Source organism: Ruegeria sp. AK4 (genome assembly GCF_056541025.1).
Genome location: NZ_JBQFXS010000005.1, coordinates 274,647 through 295,126 on the forward strand (window position 1 = coordinate 274,647; position 20,480 = coordinate 295,126).

Genomic DNA, 20,480 nt, shown 5'->3' on the forward strand with positions numbered 1-20,480 from the left:
GCCTTGCCGACTTCAATTCCGTGGGCGAGGCCAAGAATGCTCAAGTTCTTTTTTGCTATTCTCTTTGTATTTCTCGCAACTGCGGCACATGCAAACGAGGACCAGCGCTTCGCCCTCGTGATTGGCAACGCAGCATACGAAAACGTTGAAAAGCTCAAAAACCCAATCAATGATGCCAATGACATTGCAGCTGCACTCCGACGAATGGGCTTCGACGTCAGCCTCGGACTAGATTTAGATCGTGACGGTCTTCTTTCCGCCATTAATGACTTCTCTGAGGACGCGAAGAACGCCGATCTATCTCTGATTTATTTTGCTGGTCATGGGATCGAACTGGACCAAATCAACTTCCTCATCCCAGTGGATGCCCGACTGAAGCATGACGGCGATGCGGAGGCAGAAACTGTTACGCTCGACACAGTCATGTCTCGCGTGGCAGGCATGCGAGGAATCAAGGTTGTTCTAATCGATGCTTGTCGCAACAATCCCTTCGCCGAACGCCTGCGTCAGAACCAACCCTCGCGCTCCATCGGCGTTGGCCTCGTTCGCGTCGATCCGCAGGGCGGCGTGCTTCCAGATGGGGTGCTCATAGGGTACGCCGCTAAGGAGGGTACCGTCGCATTTGATGGTCAGGGCCGGAACAGTCCCTATGCAGAGGGGCTCCTAAGGCACATTGAGGAGCCGGGCCTCGAAATCAGCAAACTATTCCGGAAGGTCCGGGATAGCGTGTTCAAGGCTACCGAAGGCGCGCAGCAACCCTTCACCTATGGCTCGCTGCCAAGCGAAGATATTTTTCTTGTGCCTGCAGTTAACCAACCGGAGAGCGAGGGCTTCAGCAACAGCAAAGAGATTGATCGATTGAGCGATGACTTCGTCCGCGCCGAACGGCTCAACACAATTATTAACTGGGAGCGTTTCATTCAGAAATACGCAAAGCTGTATCCAGGAAATCAGCTTGTGCGAAGCGCCCAACAGAAACTTGAGGTATTTCAGGAAAACGCTCGGCGTGCGCGCTCTGTTGTCTGGCTCGACGTTGCCTACGATTCGTCTGGTGAAGCAATTTTGGGCAGAGAGCAGACGCAGTTGCTCCAGACTTCCTTAATGTATTCAGGCTTCGACCCAGGAACACCAGATGGCGCCATGGGGCCAAGAACCCGTCGGGCGATCGCGGCAGCGAGAGTGCACAATGGATTGTCCATTGGCGACAGAGTTGATGAGCAACTACTCCAACGACTGATTGACCCACGTCCAGTTCTCGAATTGAGGTCCGACATCAGCCGACAGTATTCCGCTCTCAATCTTCCGGACGCCTTAGAACCGAGGTTGAAGCGCGTGATCAAGCTGCTCCCTCGCTATCACTACATCTTTGATTACTTCGAAGGGCGTCTTTATGTAGCCGTGAGAAATGACAATAGTTCACCGGGATTGAAGCTGACTTGGGAAATGGCCAGCCAACTTGCCCAAGCGGCCGGAGGGCATCTAGCAACAGTCACTAGCCGAACGGAGAATGATTTCATTTATGAGCTGTTCAGCAGGGACCCAAGGTTTGTCGTCGAGCGCGACGGCAACATTCACGGTCCGGGATTCGGGCTTTTTCAGATTGAGCGCGCCGCCGAACCGTCAGGCGGTTGGACTTGGGTCAACGGGGAAAAGGCAAGTTTCACAAATTGGGCGCCCGGTCAGCCAAACAACGTCGGCGGGAACGAGCATTACGGCGAATTTTTCAGCTCCGGTCGTCAGCGCAATGGCCCCTCCGGACCACGGTTCTGGAATGATGCAACATTGGGGTTAGGGCGGAACGCTAACCATACCTGGTTTAGCGGGTTCATCTTCGAGTTTGACTAAGCTCTTCAATTCAAATGCGATTAGCGTGTCGCACGAAGGGATCACCTAAAACGTCAAAGCAAGATGCATAAAATATGGAGCCGAGCTCGCATCAAAGTGGGGTGCACGCAAATAGTCAGAAATTTCGAAACACGGTTTTTGGCCCTGGCAGTTTTCGAAGAAAGCCGACATTGGCGCAAACGCGGCGAATTGGTGCTTTGTCCGCGTAGCCGCCATTCGCCGCGGCAGGGTCGAATGACGGCTTTGGTGCGAAGTTAGTTGTGGGCCGAGCGCGCCAAGCTACCGGGGCTCACATGCTTCCCAACCGTCAATCCGTTTACCATTTTGACAATAGCATCGGCGTCGATGCCGTGATGGCGGTAGAGGTCGCCAATCGTGCCGGTTTGGCCGAAATGTTCGACACCCATCGGGATGGTCTGATGGCCGGCAACAGAGCCAAGCCAGGACAGCGTCGCCGGGTGACCATCGATGACGGTGATGACACTGCAATGGGGCGGAAGATCACCCATCAGGGTCCCGATGTGAGACTGCGCAGACTTATTCCCGCGAGACCGGGCACGTTGGGCTGCGGTCCAGCCTGCGTTGAGCCGATCGGCCGAGGTCACGGCCAGCACACCGACGTCCCTGCGCCCCTCTCCGATCATCCCGGCCGCTTTGATCGCCTCGCGGGCGACGGCGCCCTGATAGGCGATGACGATCTCGCAGTTCGGTCCGGGTTTACGCAACCAATAAGCCCCGTCAATGGCCCCTTGTTTGAACGCGTTGTCATGACGCTTGCCGGGTTGCTCGATCGGATTGGTGGTCAGGCGCAGATACACTGAACCTCCTGTTTCGTCGCGCAACCATGTGCGCTCGCATGGATCGCCCTCTCCATCGCGTTGAAGATAGTCGAAGGCCCATTTCATAATCACCGCAAGCTCATCTGAAAAGGCAGGCTCGAACGAGGCAAGCCCGTCCTGGCTCATCCCGATCAGAGGCGAGCCGACCGATTGGTGTGCTCCGCCTTCCGGGGCCAGCGTGACGCCAGAGGGGGTGCCCACCAGAATAAATCGGGCGTCCTGGTAGCAAGCGTAGTTTAGCGCATCGAGGCCGCGCGCCACGAAGGGATCATAGACGGTGCCGATGGGGATAAGCCGCTTGCCGAAGATCGAATGCGACAGGCCAGCGGCGCCCAGAAGCAGCATCAGGTTCATTTCGGCGATGCCCAGCTCGATATGCTGTCCTTCCGGCGTGAATTCCCATTTGGCAGTCGACGGAATGCGGTGTTCGATAAAGACGTCGGCCTGTTCGGAGCGGGCGAAAAGCTTGCGCCGGTTCACCCAAGGACCAAGGTTGGTGGTCCCCGTTACATCAGGGGACGCGGTGACAATCCGGGCAGCCAGATCACTGTCCCCTTTAGAGAGATCGTCGAGGATCTTGCCAAAGGCCATCTGGGTCGAGGTCTCACGGGAGGTATCAATGTCGATGTCGGGCACGGCAAGCTTGTCATCGTTGTACCGCCGGATGCCTTTGGCAAAAAAGGGAACCTTAGACAGGAAATCACGCAGTGCGGCGGGGTATTCGACCGTGGCCAGAGGTTCCCACTCATCGCCCGTTGCAACGCCCATGTGCTGTTGCCAGGCGGCGAACTGCGTGTTGTTCATCAGCCCCCCATGATTGTCCTTGTGGCCTGCAATGGGCGTACCCCAGCCTTTCACCGTATAGGCCAGGAAGCAGGTGGGTCGGTCGTGATCGATGGCGTCGAAGGTTTCCGCCATGGTCTGGACGCAGTTACCGCCGAGGTTTTCCATCAGGGCTGCCAGTTCGTCGTCGCTGTGTCTGTCGATTAGGGCAGAGACATCACCCTGGTCTCCAAGATCATCCATTAACCTCTTGCGCCAGACTGCTCCGCCCATAAACGTAAGTGCCGAGTATTCCTGATTTGGGCAGGCGTCGATCCAGTCGCGCAGTTTGTGTCCGCCCGGCTTCTCAAAGGCCGCGCGCTGCAATGCGCCGTGCTTCACCCGTACCACGTCCCATCCGAAAGCATCGAAAATCATTTCGATTCGTTCAAACAGCCCCTCGCGCACGATCCCGTCTAGCGACTGCCGGTTGTAGTCGATGATCCACCACGTGTTGCGCAGGTCGTTTTTCCAGCCTTCCTGCAGGGCCTCGTAGATGTTGCCCTCATCCAGTTCGGCATCGCCCACCAGCGCAACCATGCGCCCCATCGGGGCATCGCTTCCCCAGCTTTTGGCCTTGATGTAATCTTGGATGATCGAGGCGAACGACGTAATCGCGACACCAAGGCCCACCGAGCCGGTGGAGAAATCCACGTCGTCGATATCTTTGGTCCGGCTGGGATAAGACTGCACCCCGCCAAAGCCCCGGAAGTTCTCCATCTTCTCGCGTGTCTGGTTGCCCATCAGGTATTGCATCGCGTGAAAGATCGGTGATGCATGAGGCTTGACGGCCACACGGTCCTCAGGCTTCAGGGCCGAGAAATACAGCGCCGTTATGATTGACACCATTGAAGCCGACGAAGCCTGATGCCCACCGATCTTGATCCCGTCCACCTTGGGCCGAACATGATTGGCGTGGTGAATCATCCAGTGTGACAGCCACAAAAGCCGTTGCTCGATGGTCTTAAGGTGGGCAATATCGGTGGGCATGAGAGGCTCCTTACTCGGCGGCGTGATGCATAGGTTGAGGCAGTGCTTGATCAAGGTCGGCTATGATGTCATCGACATCCTCCAACCCAACCGACAAGCGGATCAGCCCGTCGGTGATGTCATGTTCGGCGCGTTCTTCGGGCGTATAGGTCGAATGGGTCATCGAGGCCGGATGCTGGACCAGCGTTTCGGCATCGCCCAAGGACACGGCTCGCTGGATCATATTCAGGTTGTTCATGAACCGAACACCACCTGCCATGCCACCGTCGACTTCGAAGGCGATCATCGCGCCGGACTTGGACATCTGGCGCGTCGAAAGTTCGTGTTGGGCAAAACTTTCCAGCCCGGGAAAGTGTACGGCCCGGACTGACGGGTGTTCCTGAAGATGGTCGGCCACAATTCGAGCCGAAGCGCAATGACGCTCCATACGCAGGGCCAGAGTTTTCAACCCGCGCAGGATCAGCATCGCATTGAACGGCGCCATGACCGCGCCGGTCATGTCCTTCATGCCAACAAGCCGGATCTCGGCGATCTGTTCTGCCGCTCCGACAACCAAGCCGGCAACCACGTCACCATGTCCACCGAGATACTTGGTCGCGGAATGCAGCACGATGTCGGCACCCAGTTCAATGGGTCGTGTCAGGAAGGGCGTGGCATAGGTATTGTCGACGACCACCTGCGCCCCGGCTTCATGCGCGATCTTGGCGGTGGCGGCAATGTCCACCAATCTCATATTCGGGTTGGCCGGGGTTTCGAAATAGACGACCCGGGTCCGCTCCGAGATCACCGCGCGCAGGTTCTCCGGGTCAGTCATATCTACATGGGTGATTGTCACCCCCCATTTCGCCAGCCCATGTTGCATGAAGGCGAAGGTGCAGCCGTAAAGCGTCTTGTCCACGATCACCTCGTCGCCGGGTGACAGCAGGGTCCACAGCACCGCAGTGATCGCCCCCATACCTGACGACAAGGCCAACCCGGCTTCAGCCCCTTCAAGCGTGGAGATGCGCTGTTCCAGCAGGTCACAGGTCGGGTTTGAGATGCGGCTGTAAATATGCCCCTGACGTTCACCGGCGAACATCTCGCCCCCGACCTCTGTTGTCTTAAACGCAAAGGTCGATGTCAGATGTAGGGGCGGTGTTAGCGCGCCTTGGTTCTGCTGAGGATCATAGGCGTGGTGGATGGCACGGGTGGCGAAGCCTTTGGATGAATTCATGGCAACCTCTCTCATGTTGTTTGAGGCAGGATGCGATGTATTGGCAGGGGGGAGATTGCGAATTATGCTGCGTATTAAATGAATTTTAGCATTATCTGCCAACAAGGGGGCGAAGTGGACGCCAAAGACCGACAGATCATACGCGCCCTGCAGGCAAATGGGCGTATGACTAATCAGGACCTCGCTGCCGCAGTCAACTTGTCGCCGTCGCCCTGCCTGCGCCGCTTGCGCAACCTCGAGGAAAGCGGCACGCTCCGGGGATTCAGCGCCGAGGTGGACGCGAAAGCCTATGGGCTGCCGATCACGGTCTTTGTGCGCATCCGGTTGGAGCGCCACAATGAAGACGATGTACGGCGCTTCGAAAGCAGGATCCATGCGATTGACGAAGTGCTTGAGTGCCATGTCCTGACCGGAGCCTCTGATTATCAGTTGCGTGTGGTGGTGCCCGGGCTGGATGACTATGAGGATTTCATCCGCCATCGCATCCATCCCATCGGAGGCATTGCCTCGATCGATACCAGTTTCGTTTATTCTACCGTAAAGAAGACCAACGTGTTTCCGGCAATCGACTGACCGTCCCTGCAGTGGCGGCAGTAGCCGCGTCCAGTAAGTCGCTGACTCTGGCTGTCGCAAAAGTTTGCGACACATCCGTCATTGAGCACAGAGCTAGAAGAGGGCGCACAGTTTTAGAATTCCAGTTCGACCAGAAGGTCCTTAGCGTTAATCTGGCCGCCGGGTTGCACATGAACGGCTTTGACCACCGCGTCGCGCTCGGCGTGGATGCCGGTTTCCATCTTCATCGCTTCGATGGTCAGCAGCATGTCGCCTTCCTTGACCTCCTGACCGGCGGTGACGGCGACGGTGGCCACGACACCCGGCATCGGCGCGCCGACATGGTTCGGGTTGCCTGCCTCGGCCTTGGGCCGGGCCTGCGTGGTCGATGTCACCATGCGGTTCGGAACCCGGATCACGCGCGGCTGGCCGTTGAGTTCAAAGAACACTTTGACCTCACCCTTTTCATCAGTCTCACTGACGGCCTGGCAGCGGATTTCCAGCGTTTTGCCCGGGTCTATCTCGGCAGTGATCTCTTCACCCGGCTCCATACCGTAGAAGAAGGTGCGGGTGGGCAGAGTGCGGACCGGGCCGAAGACGCGGTGGCGGCCCATGTAATCCAGGAACACCTTGGGATACATCAGATAGCCGTTCAGGTCCTCGTCATCGACCTCTTTGCCTTCCAGCTGCTTGGACAGGTCGGCGCGGGTGGCTTCCAGATCGACGGCTTCGACATCCTTGCCCGGACGCTCTGTATTCGGGGCTTCGTCCTTGAGCACTTTCTTGATGATCGTGTCGGGGAAGCCACCCGGAGGCTGGCCCAGATTGCCGCGCATCATGTCGATGACGGAATCCGGGAAGGCCACATCCGTATCCGGGCTTTCCACGTCGGAACGGCTCAGGTTCTGGCTGACCATCATCAGCGCCATGTCACCCACAACTTTGGACGACGGCGTCACCTTCACGATGTCACCGAACATCTGGTTCACATCGGCATACATCTGCGCCACTTCGTGCCAGCGCTCCTCCAGACCCAGACTGCGCGCTTGCGCCTTGAGGTTGGTGAACTGACCGCCGGGCATCTCGTGCAGATAGACCTCGGATGCAGGGGCCTGCAGGCTGGATTCAAAGGCCGCGTATTGGCCGCGCACCGCCTCAAAATAATCACTAATCTCGCGGATGGCCTTGATGTCCAGCCCGGTGTCGCGCTCGGTATGGCGCAGCGCCTCGACCACGGTGCCCAGCGTCGCCTGAGACGTGTTGCCCGAGAAACTGTCCATCGCGCAATCCACCGCGTCCACGCCCGCCTCGGAGGCAGCCAGAATGGTAGCGCTGGCGATGCCTGCGGTGTCGTGGGTGTGGAAGTGGATCGGCAGCCCGACCTCTTCCTTAAGTGCCCGGATCAGGATGCGGGCCGAGGCCGGTTTCAGCAGGCCAGCCATATCTTTAAGACCCAGCACATGCGCGCCTGCATCGCGCAGTTCCTTGGCCATGCCGACATAATATTTCAGGTCATACTTGGCGCGATCCGGGTCCAGAATATCGCCGGTGTAACACACGGTGCCTTCGCAGATCTTGCCGTTCTCGACCACGGCATCCATCGCCACGCGCATATTCTCGACCCAGTTGAGCGAGTCGAACACGCGGAACACATCGATGTTTTGCGCCGCCTGACGGACGAATTCCTGCACCACGTTGTCGGGATAGTTGGTGTAGCCGACGCCATTGGCCCCGCGCAGCAGCATCTGGGTCATCAGGTTCGGCATCCCTTCGCGCAGGTCGCGCAGACGCTGCCACGGGCATTCCTGCAGGAAGCGATAGGCCACATCAAAGGTCGCACCGCCCCAGCATTCGACACTGAACAGTTGCGGCAGGTTCGCCGCATAGGTCGGCGCCACCTTGATCATGTCGATCGAGCGCATCCGGGTCGCCAGCAGCGACTGGTGGCCGTCGCGCATGGTGGTGTCGGTGATCAGCAATTGCCGCTGCGCCTTCATCCAGTCGGCCACCGCCTGCGGACCCTTTTGTTCCAGCAGGTTGCGGGTGCCCATCTGCGGTTCGGCTTTCAAAGCGGGGGGCCTGGCCTCTTTCAGATCGGCGCGCGGTTCGGGGCGGTCCTTGGTTTCGGGATGCCCGTTTACCGTGATATCCGCGATGTAGGTCAGAACCTTGGTGCCCCGGTCGCGGCGTTTCTTGAAGGTAAACAGGTCCGGCGTCGTGTCGATGAATTTGGTGGTGTACTCATTCGACAGGAAGATCGGATGCTTCAGCAGGTTGATGACGAAGTCGATATTGGTGCTGACCCCACGAATGCGGAACTCGCGCAGGGCGCGGTCCATCCGGGCGATTGCCATGTCCGGCGTTGGTGCCCAGGCAGTGACCTTGGTCAGCAACGAGTCGTAATACCGCGTGATCACCCCGCCCGAATAGGCGGTGCCGCCATCCAGGCGGATGCCCATGCCGGTTGCTTCCCGATATGCGGTGATGCGGCCATAGTCCGGGATGAAGTTGTTCTGCGGATCCTCGGTGGTGATCCGCGTCTGCAACGCGTGCCCGTTCAGTTGCACATCCGCCTGACTTGCCGCGCCGGTTGCTTCAGCCAGCGTTTTGCCCTCGGCAATCAGAATCTGGGCTTGCACGATGTCGATGCCGGTGACTTCTTCGGTAACGGTGTGTTCGACCTGCACGCGGGGGTTCACCTCGATGAAGTAGAACTTGCCGGTTTCCATATCCATCAGGAATTCGACAGTCCCCGCGCATTCATAGTTCACATGGGCACAGATGCGGCGGCCCAGCTCGCAAATCTCGGCGCGTTGCGCGTCGCTCAGGTACGGGGCGGGGGCGCGTTCCACGACCTTCTGGTTCCGGCGCTGGACCGAGCAGTCGCGTTCATAAAGGTGATAAATCTCGCCATGCTTGTCGCCCAGAATCTGCACCTCGACATGGCGGGCGCGGGTGATCATCTTTTCCAGATAGCCCTCGCCATTGCCAAAGGCGGCCTCGGCCTCGCGGCGACCCTCCAGCACCTTTTCTTCCAGCTCATCCTCGGATTCGATCGGGCGCATACCACGGCCACCGCCACCCCAGGACGCTTTGAGCATTAGAGGATAGCCGATTTCCTTGGCCTCAGCCCGGATCGCATCCATGTCATCGCCCAGCACTTCGGTCGCTGGGATCACAGGAACGCCGGCTTCAATGGCAACACGACGGGCGCTGGCCTTGTCACCCAGCGCGCGCATGGTTTCCGCCTTGGGGCCGATAAAGGTGATCCCGTTCTGAACACAGGCATCCACGAAATCGGGGTTCTCGGATAGCAGGCCGTAACCGGGGTGGATCGCGTCCGCGCCGCAGTCCTTGGCCACGCGGATGATCTCGTCAATCGACAGATACGCCGCAACCGGCCCCATGCCTTCGCCAATGCGATAGGCCTCATCCGCCTTGAAGCGATGGAGGCCCAGTTTGTCCTCTTCGGCGAAAACAGCGACGGTGCGTTTGCCCATCTCATTCGCTGCCCGCATCACGCGAATGGCAATCTCGCCGCGATTGGCGATCAGGATCTTTTTGAAGTCAGTCATGTCAGGTCCCGGTCATTTAGGTGTGGCATCCAATAAGCGGATCAGCAGGGTGGGTGCGAGGCGTATTGCAAACAGGCGGACCCCGTTGACAGTCCCCCGGATTGCTTTCGCGACAGGCGGAATCGCCTGAATTCCATCGCTTTGCCATGGGCGAATGAGAAGCGTTTGAAAGGCGCGGAGGTTTCCTCGAAACCGGCATCAAGCAGTAGAAGAATGGAGACGGTGTTGTGCGCCAAACAACAGGCTTCTACGTGTTGTACGCCCATTGGCAACTGTTCCAGAAAACAACGCACAGCCCATCTGCCTATGCCTTTACCTTGCATATCGCGGCGCAGCCAGAAAGACAGTTCGGTTCCTAGGCTGACAATGCCGATCACCTCGTCACCGATGCAAATTGCGCGAGCGATTACATCCGCATCGGCTAGAAAGCGGGTATATTCCTGTAGCGAGGTATGATCGATGGGTATCGGCAAAGCCGCGAGCCACTGCACCAGACCTCGATCTCGCAGTGCCTTGCGAATGGCCGTTGCATCCGAGCGCCGGTAGGGGCGCAAAAATGCCTTGCCGACACAGGCATCAGGGGCGCTGGAAGAGCCTTTTCTGGTCATGGGCAAGATCATAGGCGATGCCCTGCGTTGGGTCGCGTGTCGATCGGGCATCCATCGGGGGACACAACAAAGAAGGTAGAGGCCGTCAGCGTGCCGCTGTTATCGATCAGCGCCAGTTTGAGCGCGGATTCCGGATCAAACAGGCACGCGAAATCGGAACCGTCGAATTCCAGACGTTTCGCCACGAAAAGGTCAAAGGCCGTTGTGCGGAAGTCTACAGGCCGGTTTTCACCCCGAACGCGGATAATGTGGTGTACGGCATTGGCCATTCTGGTCTTTCCCTAGTTTGCCTCATCGGTGATCGATACGCTGGTGTATCTGTTTTCTCGGTATCTGTGGGTGTTTCAGTCGGGCGAACGCTGCTGCAAGAGAAGCATCGACAGTTCTGCGTGTTTTCGGCGCAAAGCCGGCGCACTAAATCCGATCGACTGGCGATATTTGGTGACAGTTCGTCTGGAAAGGTCCAATCCGGCCTCGCTCAGAATTCGGAAAATCTCGGTATCGCTGAGAGGAGCGCGCTTGTCTTCGCGCGCAATTGCCTTTCGGATTATCTGAAGCGCAACATGCTTTGTTCGGGGTTGCCCGCGATACATGACCGGTGCGCAAAACAGGGATCTCAACGCAATGTTCCCTTGTGGACATTGTAGCCTGAGCCCGGTCAAGATGCGGCTTACCGTTGCTTCGCTGACACCTATATCATCCGCTACTTCGCTCATGCGCATTGGGCGCAGGGCGGCGTATCCTTTGGTCGGGAAATCTCGCTGCCGCACAAAAATTGCCTTGATTACGGCCAAAGTGGTCGAGCTTCGCAGGTCGAGGGCAGCCTTGAACGATTTTGCGGAATTCACCAGCTCGCCCAGCTGTGATGAATGGGAAAGGTCATCGCCGCTCTGCGACATTGTCGACAGGGTGAGGCGAACACTGGGAAAGCTGGACCTGTTGAGCTCAATTAACAGTTCGCGGTCAACGATAGTTAGGATGGCGTCACAGTCCCGCAAAAGTGCTTCATCATATTGAAACCTCGTTCCGGGCTTTGGGTCCATCCGCCGGATGTGTTGCAAGCAGCGTGCCACATCGCGTGGGTCCGCATGCAAGCGTTTTGCCAACTTTTGGAGGTCAAACTCCAAAAGGTCATCTAAATGCGTGATCAACTGATCCATCAGTTCATCCAGCAGTCCGCGATCGATCGCCTGAAGCCTCAGGCAGTCGCGCAAATCCCGCGCAAACAAGCCAGCCGGCTCGAGGGTTTGAAGATGGCGCAATACGCGCTCACATTGCGCCTCGTCATATCCGGCATTGCGAGCAACCGCTTTGACGGGTTTTCCCAGCCAGCCGCTTGGTTCGATTTCCGCCAGTAACGCCAGCGCGATTTCCACTTCTGCCTCTGAGCTCAAGATAAGCGGGAGTTGCTCGGACACATGATGATAAAGGCTTACGCGGGTATCACATGACACCTCGGGGCCTTCCTGGAAATCGCACGGCGGGCAAAAGGTTCCAAGGTCATGGGTCGCCCGATCGGCGGAGACAAACGGGTTGCTATCAATCATCTCTGACAAGTGATCAAGCATATCCGCCTTGGACATGCGCATCACGTCGAAGGCCTGAATCATTGACCGGTTCAACGCGCGTGTCTGACTTGGTTTTGGCGTAAGGATCAATCCCATTGGTCCGTCCTTCGCAACGTTCCTTCTGATTGTTGCAGACGCGGATCAGGCGACATCAAACGCGGCCAGGCAATAGTGTCTTGTCGCACGAGCGATCGTTGATAGATTGGCGTCGGCAAAAAGAGAAAACCACCGTCATGCAGATTGGCACTGGACAATACAAACCGACTTCTTTCGAACGGAGTTATCCTGGAATCTCGCCGCAACTTATGGCCCGAACCCGCCAATTGTGGTCGGCGAAAGGTTTGGACCTCGACGAAATCTGGAACAAAACGATCGTTCGGTTTCGCGGTTTCCAAAGCGGCAGAAACTGGGTGCATGACGGTGATAGCGGACCGATCGACAACTTTTTTATGTTCGACCAGGCGGTAATGTGGGTTGCGTCTTTGCACGCAAGTGCCACTGCAGCTGAGAGCGTTGCGGATACCGGGCTCAGCGCGCCGCAATGGGCGGCGCTGCGTGCGTTGACGTTTCGAATGATCGAGCAGTTGGACGCGATCCGGCTGCTGTTCCTGACCGATCTTCCGACGCCCTCGATGCAAATCGCCCGCTCTCTTTCCGAGGACGTGGACATGGCATTGGCCTTTGTGTCCCGGCCCAAGCTTGCGAAGCGGTTTGTCGAGTGTGGAACGGTAGACGAAGCCAACGAATTCTGGCGGCGTCATATCGCCGGCGGCCGCGCCTACAAGGCCGTGAGTGAACAGCTCTATCGGGCTGGATTGGAACTGAACCAGAGCGAAGAATACGGTAATTGGCGCCGTCAAGTTCAAACGATCCTGAGCGCAGCCGTGCATACATCGTATCGTTCGCCCGCAGCGTACCGAGAACCGATTGCGCCCGGACGGTTTAGCGAAACCGGAGATTGCCTTTATTTCGTGACGCTTCGTTTGCAAGAGATGTGTGCCTATTCTCATGGTCTTTGCGCAGAGTTTTCCGAGGATCTGTCGACTATCAGTAGGAAGGGCCCGAATGACGCTGAAGACGGTTTGCATAGGCTGACGCCTGCGATCTCACAGATCACGATGGATCAGTTGCGGTGGACCCTGGATTCCGGATCCACCGACCTAGTGTCTGCCGACCTCGGGTGTTAGTGTTTGATTTCTTCCTGCGGCCCGATCTGGTTCTTTGCGATCCATTGAGCCGCCATGACCAACGCCCCCATGGCAAAGTCTTTGCCATGCTCGTCGATCATTTCTTCGGCGATTTTGGATAGCTGCGCAAAGTAGCGATCTTTGCTCTGTTCTTCGGGTGTGAGTTTGTTGTCCATCGTACATCCCCTTTTCTTTGCTTGGTGGAACTATTTGAACATCTGGGCAGGAAACGTGACCATTGCGGCCTTGCCCGAGGCGAACCCGATGGCGAGGTGCTCTCCGGTTTTTGACCAGCTCAGACTGTTGACTGATGTGTCGCGCTCATGATGAAGCATCATGTCCTGTGACGTGCCGATACGCGCCAGCGTCACCAGTCCGCTGGCATAGCCGGTGGCGACGATGTTTCGCTCGGGGTGTGCTGTGATCGAATTCAGCACGACAAATCCGGGTTTGCCGGTCGTAAGCGGAGTGCCGGGTTTGTCATCGACCGGCAGATCGCTCATGTCCCATCCTGCCAGCCGGTAGGCACCCGAAGTCACCAAAGCATTGCCGGCTTCGCTGAATGCGACGTCGCGGACCGGGTTTGGATAGCCCTCGACGCACTGAACCGAGCGCTGAGCAATGTCTATGATGTAGAACCTGTTTTCTGCCGAAGCGCAGACCAGATGGTGGCCAGATTTTTGCCAGACGAGGCCTGTTATGTCGCCAGGACAGGAAATGACAGTTGGTGTGTCGTTGGTGGCGGTGAGCGGAACGATGCTCAGAGCGCCCGCCCCCCAAGCGGCGGTCGTCCGGCCATCTGCCGCCACGGTCAGACACGAAATCGGGTGGTCAAGCTTGAACTCGGCCTGCACGACCATTTCAACCGGGTCGACAAGTTCGAGTACATTGCCTCGTGCAATCGCCAGCAGGTCGCCGAACTGACTGGCAGAAATTGCTGTAACCGGCTTTGGCTGTGGTTGCAGCTTACGCACGATCTGGCCGCCCGCCGTGATCTGCTGGACGGCTCCGTCCATATCAATGGCAGCAAAGCCCTGTGTACCAAACCGAACGACAGGCAGATCGGTTCGTACCGCGATGTCGGGGGTTAAAAGTGGCGCGACCGGATTCTCGCGCGGGCGTATAGTCGTGCGACCAGTGTCCAACTCCAGACGCGTGCGGACTTTTGGACTTTCCGCATCATTTGTCGATGCCAGCGCGACCTTGCCCGCCGAGTGTATGAAGATCGCCGCGGTATCATCGTGATTGAATGCGATTTGAGTGATTTCGCCATTGAGTGTCCATTCTCTTGCCAAAAGGCTAAAAAGAGATAATCCAGAAGCGCTATTTTCAGCCATCAACTTTCCTCCAGTTTCGCCAATGATTCGAGTTTTTCGTCTATACCGGCAACGTCTCTTTCAAGAGAAGCTATTCGTCTCTGACTGTTTTCCAATTCGAACTCGAATTGAGAATTGGTGCTTTCCATTTCAATGGAATCTGGATTCTTCGCCAAAAGAATTTCGACCCCGGATCTGCGCTGAAGAAGCCGCAAGAACCTTGTGTTTTCTTGGGAAAGTTGACTGACGATATGTGTTCTCTTCCGAAAGAGTTCGGCGGTTTTTTCTGATTGACCGGACATCTAATTTCCTTCTATGGCTTGTTCGTTCAGAATTGAATTATGAAAAACAGAAGGCAAAATGAAATGGGAAAAATTGCAACAAAGAAGTTCTTTGAGACCTTGAACGCAGTTAGTTTGGATATCTTGGGGCCGGAAAGCGCTGTTGTTGATGCAACGCGCAGGGCGCTGAATGATCCCGCGCCGGAAAACCTTGTTATGGTGCAAGAGGCACTTATGGATGCCAGTGAAGACCAAAGAGAGGCCATTATGCGCAAGGTGCATTCGCGATTGCGAAACAATATCGAGGCGATATGGGATCAGTTGCCTTATGCAAATATAGTAGCTCGTCCAAATTGATGGACTTATGCTAAATGCATACACTTTCCGGGTGCTCATTTTTGATAGCGCAAGTTCCATGCAATACCTGTCTGATCGCATACGGCATTCCGTACACGGGTTCGTTTGAGGCCCATTGTGAAAGCACTTGGGGAGCTCGGTTTCCTATCGGTTGAGTTTTTGTCTCAATCGATTTTCGGCGATCAAATTACCATCAATACCATGCGTGACAAAGATCAAATCTTGACATTACGCATCATAGATTCATCTTTTTTTTACGAACTATGAAAAATCAGTTTCGTATCGTTACACATGTAAAATCGGATGGTTTCATAACTTTACAGTTCAGAAAAACGAAAAAATCCCCGGTGCGCATAGTGCGAATCATTTTGCGATCAAAAACTGTGTATCTCAATCCGGTGCAAACAGCTACTGCCCAACATGCCGACTTTTGTCCTGATCCAACCCCAGTCGGGTATATCGAACACATTTCCAAAGTGTAAACATGGCGAAACAAGTGTAACGATCGTAAAGAACCTTTACGATTTTGATACATATTGGATTTGAGATGAAATCGCCCTGACATTGGCAGAATGAAAATCCAATAAAGAAATCCAAGTTTATTTCTGTTTAATTTTGACGAGTTAATAGAAACTTTCGTCAAAAGTTCAATAATTGCAACGCCCCGTGCCCGATTTGGCACGGCGCTTGCATGTACTCCCTTATAACGCCGCGTTTCCGAAATTTGGAAACCACCAAGAACGAAGGAACAGGGAGGTTCCATTTGCAATACCGATGCCAGTTCGCCCGAGCAACGTACGGCAGCAAGCAAATGGTCATACTACCTAAAACCTTTGCCGTGATCCGACTGGCCGGGTCTTTCAAGCGCATTTCGATGTGCTTGCAGAACCTTGGCCTATCAACTGGCAGCAAGCTGCTGCCTCCAACCGACCGTGCAAACGGTCAGAGCTGAAGGAGGCTCATGGCATGGCGATTACGCTAAATAAGATTACCTCCCAACGGGGGATTTCGGTGGGGGAAGCCACCAAGAAAATCTCTGATTTGGGCTGGAATCCAACATACGTTCAGGAAGCGAACACCTTTCCGACCGACTACAAGATCACGAAAGCCCCCCGCGACCCAATGAAACAGGTCTTGCGTTCCTATTTCCCGATGGAAGAGGAAAAAGACAACCGGGTTTACGGTGCATTGGATGCGGCACTGCGCGGCGATATGTTCCGCAATGTCGAGCCGCGCTGGATCGAATGGATGAAGCTTTTTCTGGCCATCATCCCATTCCCGGAAATCTCGGCGGCGCGCTCTATGGCTATGGTTGCCCGTCTTGCGCCGGGTGAAGATCTGCGTACCGGCTTTACCATGCAGATGGTCGATGAATTCCGTCATTCCACAATTCAGATGAACCTGAAGAAGTGGTACATGGAGAACTACATCGATCCGGCCGGGTTCGACATTACCGAAGAAGCATTCGGTAAGTGCTATGCGACGACCATTGGTCGTCAGTTTGGCGAAGGCTTCATCACCGGCGACACCATGACCGCCGCGTGTATGTATCTGACAGTTGTTGCCGAAACAGCGTTCACCAACACGTTGTTCGTTGCCATGCCGTCAGAGGCAGCACGAAATGGGGACTACGCTCTGCCGACCGTGTTCCTGTCGGTGCAGTCGGACGAAAGCCGCCACATCGGTAACGGCCACTCGTTGCTTATGGCTGCGCTGAAGGAGCCTGATAACCATCAGTTGCTGGAGCGCGACCTGCGTTACGCCTTCTGGCAGAACCATGCCATCGTCGATGCGGCCATTGGTACGTTCATCGAATACGGCACCACCAACCGTGACAAGGAGAAAGAATCCTACGCGGAAATGTGGCACCGGTGGATCTTTGAAGACTACTACCGCACCTACATGCTGCCGCTCGAAAAGTATGGCGTCAAAGTTCATCACGACGATGTTCAAGAGGCCTGGAAGCGTATCACTGAGAAGAACTATGTCCACAAGGTCGCCCAGTTCTTTGCAGTCGGCTGGCCGGTGAACTTCTGGCGGATTGAAGCTCAGACCGAGAAAGACTTTGAATGGTTTGAGCACAAGTATCCGGGTTGGTACGCCGAATTTGGCGATTTCTGGAAGTGGTATGCGAAGCTCAGCGTTCCCGGTCAGAAGGTGATCACCTTCAACGAAGAGGTCGGCTATGTCTATCCGCATCGTTGCTGGTCTTGCCTGGTGCCATGTCTGATCCGCGAGGACATCGTTGTTGATGAGATTGACGGCGAACTGCACACTTTTGCGCATGAGCTTGATCGCTGGACCGCCGTAGAGGCGTTCTCGGATGAATACCAGGGCCGTCCGACACCGGCCATGGGCAAGTTCTCGGGCAAGCGTGAATGGGAAACCGTCTATGACGGCTGGGATCTGGCTGACGCCATTCAGGATCTCAACTTTGTCCGCGAAGACGGCAAAACCCTGGTGCCGCAGCCGCATCTGCGCTTCGACAACAAGGATATGTGGACGCTTGACGATGTGCGCGGCAACACGCTGGGCTCGCCGCTCAAAGCTCTGCGTGGAATGTCCGCGTCCGAACGCGAAGCGCATCTGGCGGACTACCGCGCCGGCTTCACGATCACACCGTTCAATTAAACGCAACTACCGCGGGGGCCAAACGGCCCCTGCATCCCGCAATTCGAAGCCGCAAAGAGGTTTCGAACCACAGGAGACACGAGAAATGAGTGACGTATACAACGTCCGACTTGAGCCGGTTGGCGTGGAGTTTGAGGTCGAAGAAGAGGAAACAATCCTCGACGCCGCATTCCGCCAGGGCATCGCGCTGCCGCACGGTTGCAAGGAAGGACAGTGTTCAGCCTGCAAATGTGTTCAACTGGATGGTGAGACCGAAATGTTGAAGTATTCAACGTTCGCTCTCAATGATTTCGAGAAAGACAGCGGTCATATCCTAATGTGCCGGGCGCTGGCTTATAGCGATGTCGAAATCGAACTCCTGAACTTTGATGAAGAGGTTTTGTCGAAATCCATTCCGGTCAAAGAATTTGATGGCCGCATTGTCGATTTCCAAAAGCTAACCCACGACATTCGCGGTGTGGAAATTGAAATTGATGCACCGCTTAAATTTTGGGCGGGGCAATATGTCGACATCACGGTCACCACCGAAAAAGGGGAGGAGATTACACGTTCGTTCTCCATGGCAAATACGCCGAGCGAAGCCCAAAAACTCTCCTTCATCATCAAAAAGTACCCGGACGGAAGATTCTCCAACGAACTTGACGCCGGGGGAATCAAAAAAGGCGCGACGGTCAAAATCAGCGGACCCTACGGAATGTGCTTCCGACGAGAAGACCGAAAAGGACCGGTGATTCTAGTGGGTGCCGGATCCGGAATGTCGCCCGTCTGGTCGATCCTGAATGACCAGATCAGCAGTGGAGAAGATCGTCCGATCTACTTCTTCTACGGTGCGCGAACACAAGATGACCTGTTCAAGCTGGGCGAAATCTCTGATCTGACAGGCTCCAACGGAAATGTCCGGTTCATTCCGGTCCTGAGCCACGCGGACGAGGACACATCCTGGGACGGAGAACGCGGTTTTGTACATGAGACAGTCGACCGGTTCCTGAAGGAACTGGATGCGGACGGCGAGGGCGATGTCTATGCCTGTGGACCGCCCCCGATGATCGACGCGCTGACGCCTGTTCTGTTCATGAACGACTTCGATGCAGATCGGATTTTCTACGACAAGTTCACACCGACTTCTGGTTCATCGGCTCACTGATGCTGGGCTGATCACTAGTCATGTGAATGAAACCAACCATGGGAGGCTACAATGGTAGCTACATCAAGTTCTGTCGGTTCTGGAGCCGCGGGTGCCGCAACATTCGTCGGATCCACTAGCCGCAAATACAATTACTTTGAACCCCGGGGAAAACGGGCCACCCACTACGAAGACGTTACCGTCGACGTGCAACCTGATCCCGAACGCTATTTGATCCAGAACTGGATCATCGAGTTTGAAGGCGGCAAGGGTGGGGGTGCTTATCAAAAGGACAACACCGCGGCTCTGAGCTCCAACTGGCATGCGTTCCGTGCGCCGGATCAGGAATGGGAGCGGACCCATTATCAACGGCAGTCCAAAATCTGTTCGATGGTAAAAGCGGTCATCGACAATGCCCGCAAGGCAGGCGCCCATACCGCCTTCGACAAAACCTGGGAACGAATTCTACAGACCCATCTAGGTGCGTGGAAACACGCCGAGTTTGGTCTTGGCACGTCGTTGATGCAAGCGCAGCGCTATGGCTACACGCAGATGATCAACAACGCGACGCTGACCAATTCGTCCTACAAGATGCGTCTGTGTCAGGACATTACGCTTTACCTGGCCGAGATCGGAATGGATATCGACGGTTGGAATGACGAGCTGGGTAAAAAGGCGTGGATGGAAGACCAGATCTGGCAGCCTTGCCGCGAAGCCATCGAAACGATCATGGGGTCCGAGGATTATCTTGAGCAGTACTTTGCGATCAACCTGATCTTTGAACCGCTGGTTGGTGAACTCGTACGGTCCGGTTTTTTCATGCAAGCCGCCGCCGCAAACAACGACTTCATTACACCGCCGGTTATCTCGGCTGCCGAGGCGGACTATGAGAGGAACCTCGCAAACGCAATTGATCTGGTCTATCTGCTGGCCAATGACGAAGAACATTCTGCCCATAACAAGGCGTTGTTCCAGTCCTGGATCAAGAAGCATGGCGATCTTGCTGACAAAGCTGCCAAGGCGCTGCAGCCGATCTGGTCGCAGCCTCATTCCAAACCGGTTTCATTCGAAGACGTCAAAGCTGTTTCCCATGAGCGGGTCAGCCAGATCCTCAACGAACTCGGCCTGAGCCGCTAACCAACAGGAGTTAAAGCCAATGTCGAATGTAGCACGCGACGCGTCGCAAGGTAACATTTTCAAATCCATGAAGGATATTGAATTCAAGCAGACCATCTCGGACCAGTGCGGTGTGACGATGAATGACTCGGTCGAGGCGCGCGCCATCGCTGAGTACATGAACGAAGATCCGAACGTCACGGTCACCCACAATCCAGCAACGATCCGGGTAGATGGCCGAGGAAAACTGATCTTCAAGATGGACGAAATCAGCGAGTTCCTGGGCCGGGAAATGACCGCTGAAATCTTCGAGGTGAACACGTCCACGCACTACGGACGTATGGTGCGCGTCGATGACAACACCGTCGTTCTGTTCGGAAACATGGACGACGTTTTCGAGTACATCGAGTAACCGGACCGAGGTTCAGGCCCGTGCAAGGCTCGGGCCTGAACCCCT

Annotated in this window: 17 protein-coding genes; 8 read left to right on the plus strand and 9 right to left on the minus strand. The window is 55.8% G+C overall.

The genetic code is table 11. The features are described from left to right. Positions 1–36 precede the first annotated feature (36 nt). Entirely contained in the window at positions 37–1,845 is a 1,809-nt protein-coding gene (locus ACR0EZ_RS11885; RefSeq protein ID WP_480613250.1) for a caspase family protein, read from the plus strand. Between the two features lie 254 nt (positions 1,846–2,099). Here the strand turns inward: ACR0EZ_RS11885 and ACR0EZ_RS11890 are convergent, their stop codons facing one another. Continuing rightward, a complete protein-coding gene (locus tag ACR0EZ_RS11890) occupies positions 2,100–4,496 on the minus strand; it encodes a 1-deoxy-D-xylulose-5-phosphate synthase N-terminal domain-containing protein (protein ID WP_480613252.1) in 2,397 nt (798 codons plus the stop codon). A 10-nt stretch (positions 4,497–4,506) separates the two neighbouring features. Then, positions 4,507–5,709, minus strand: a complete 1,203-nt coding sequence (locus ACR0EZ_RS11895) for a methionine gamma-lyase (protein ID WP_480613254.1) — start codon at positions 5,707–5,709, stop codon at positions 4,507–4,509. A 114-nt stretch (positions 5,710–5,823) separates the two neighbouring features. Here ACR0EZ_RS11895 and ACR0EZ_RS11900 point away from each other — a divergent pair, with 114 nt between their 5' ends. Beyond that, positions 5,824–6,282, plus strand: a complete 459-nt coding sequence (locus ACR0EZ_RS11900) for an Lrp/AsnC family transcriptional regulator (protein ID WP_170497330.1) — start codon at positions 5,824–5,826, stop codon at positions 6,280–6,282. 113 nt (positions 6,283–6,395) lie between these two features. Here the strand turns inward: ACR0EZ_RS11900 and ACR0EZ_RS11905 are convergent, their stop codons facing one another. From ACR0EZ_RS11905 to rpoN, 4 genes are all read right to left on the minus strand, one after another. After that, positions 6,396–9,836 carry a pyruvate carboxylase gene (locus tag ACR0EZ_RS11905; protein WP_480613256.1) on the minus strand — a complete coding sequence of 1,147 codons (3,441 nt, stop codon included), beginning with the start codon at positions 9,834–9,836 and terminating at the stop codon, positions 6,396–6,398. Between the two features lie 41 nt (positions 9,837–9,877). Next, positions 9,878–10,444 carry a GNAT family N-acetyltransferase gene (locus ACR0EZ_RS11910; protein ID WP_480613258.1) on the minus strand — a complete coding sequence of 189 codons (567 nt, stop codon included), beginning with the start codon at positions 10,442–10,444 and terminating at the stop codon, positions 9,878–9,880. Positions 10,445–10,452: 8 nt separating this feature from the next. Beyond that, positions 10,453–10,713, minus strand: a complete 261-nt coding sequence (locus ACR0EZ_RS11915) for a hypothetical protein (RefSeq protein WP_480613260.1) — start codon at positions 10,711–10,713, stop codon at positions 10,453–10,455. Between the two features lie 75 nt (positions 10,714–10,788). Then, on the minus strand, positions 10,789–12,108 hold the full coding sequence (gene rpoN, locus ACR0EZ_RS11920; protein ID WP_480613262.1) for an RNA polymerase factor sigma-54: 1,320 nt from the start codon (positions 12,106–12,108) through the stop codon (positions 10,789–10,791). Between the two features lie 245 nt (positions 12,109–12,353). Between rpoN and ACR0EZ_RS11925 the strand changes: the two genes are divergently transcribed. Beyond that, the gene (locus ACR0EZ_RS11925) at positions 12,354–13,199 is read left to right on the plus strand and encodes a hypothetical protein (protein ID WP_480613264.1); all 846 of its coding nucleotides are present in this window, start codon (positions 12,354–12,356) and stop codon (positions 13,197–13,199) included. On the opposite strand, the gene ACR0EZ_RS11930 is transcribed toward ACR0EZ_RS11925, so the two are convergent. From ACR0EZ_RS11930 to ACR0EZ_RS11940, 3 genes are read right to left on the minus strand one after another with little or no spacing between them, the layout of a single operon-like run. Beyond that, positions 13,196–13,375: a hypothetical protein gene (locus tag ACR0EZ_RS11930; protein ID WP_170759004.1), complete on the minus strand. Its 180-nt coding sequence runs from the start codon at positions 13,373–13,375 to the stop codon at positions 13,196–13,198. The genes ACR0EZ_RS11925 and ACR0EZ_RS11930 overlap by 4 nt on opposite strands. 30 nt (positions 13,376–13,405) lie before the next feature. Continuing rightward, positions 13,406–14,536, minus strand: coding sequence for a WD40 repeat domain-containing protein (locus ACR0EZ_RS11935; RefSeq protein ID WP_480613266.1), 1,131 nt, complete (start codon positions 14,534–14,536; stop codon positions 13,406–13,408). After that, the gene (locus ACR0EZ_RS11940; RefSeq protein WP_170759008.1) at positions 14,536–14,817 is read right to left on the minus strand and encodes a hypothetical protein; all 282 of its coding nucleotides are present in this window, start codon (positions 14,815–14,817) and stop codon (positions 14,536–14,538) included. The genes ACR0EZ_RS11935 and ACR0EZ_RS11940 overlap by 1 nt, the downstream gene beginning before the upstream one ends. Before the next feature lie 39 nt (positions 14,818–14,856). Between ACR0EZ_RS11940 and ACR0EZ_RS11945 the strand changes: the two genes are divergently transcribed. The 5 genes from ACR0EZ_RS11945 (at position 14,857) to ACR0EZ_RS11965 (ending at position 20,435) form a co-directional block, all read left to right on the plus strand. Continuing rightward, positions 14,857–15,153 (plus strand): hypothetical protein, encoded by a 297-nt coding sequence (locus ACR0EZ_RS11945; RefSeq protein ID WP_480613268.1) that lies wholly within the window; start codon positions 14,857–14,859, stop codon positions 15,151–15,153. A 966-nt stretch (positions 15,154–16,119) separates the two neighbouring features. After that, a complete protein-coding gene (locus ACR0EZ_RS11950) occupies positions 16,120–17,784 on the plus strand; it encodes an aromatic/alkene/methane monooxygenase hydroxylase/oxygenase subunit alpha (RefSeq protein WP_170759012.1) in 1,665 nt (554 codons plus the stop codon). An 85-nt stretch (positions 17,785–17,869) separates the two neighbouring features. Then, positions 17,870–18,928, plus strand: coding sequence for a 2Fe-2S iron-sulfur cluster-binding protein (locus ACR0EZ_RS11955; protein WP_480613270.1), 1,059 nt, complete (start codon positions 17,870–17,872; stop codon positions 18,926–18,928). 51 nt (positions 18,929–18,979) lie between these two features. Further along, entirely contained in the window at positions 18,980–20,044 is a 1,065-nt protein-coding gene (locus ACR0EZ_RS11960; RefSeq protein WP_480613272.1) for an aromatic/alkene monooxygenase hydroxylase subunit beta, read from the plus strand. 19 nt (positions 20,045–20,063) lie between these two features. Beyond that, positions 20,064–20,435: an MmoB/DmpM family protein gene (locus ACR0EZ_RS11965; RefSeq protein ID WP_170759017.1), complete on the plus strand. Its 372-nt coding sequence runs from the start codon at positions 20,064–20,066 to the stop codon at positions 20,433–20,435. Positions 20,436–20,480: the final 45 nt, after the last annotated feature.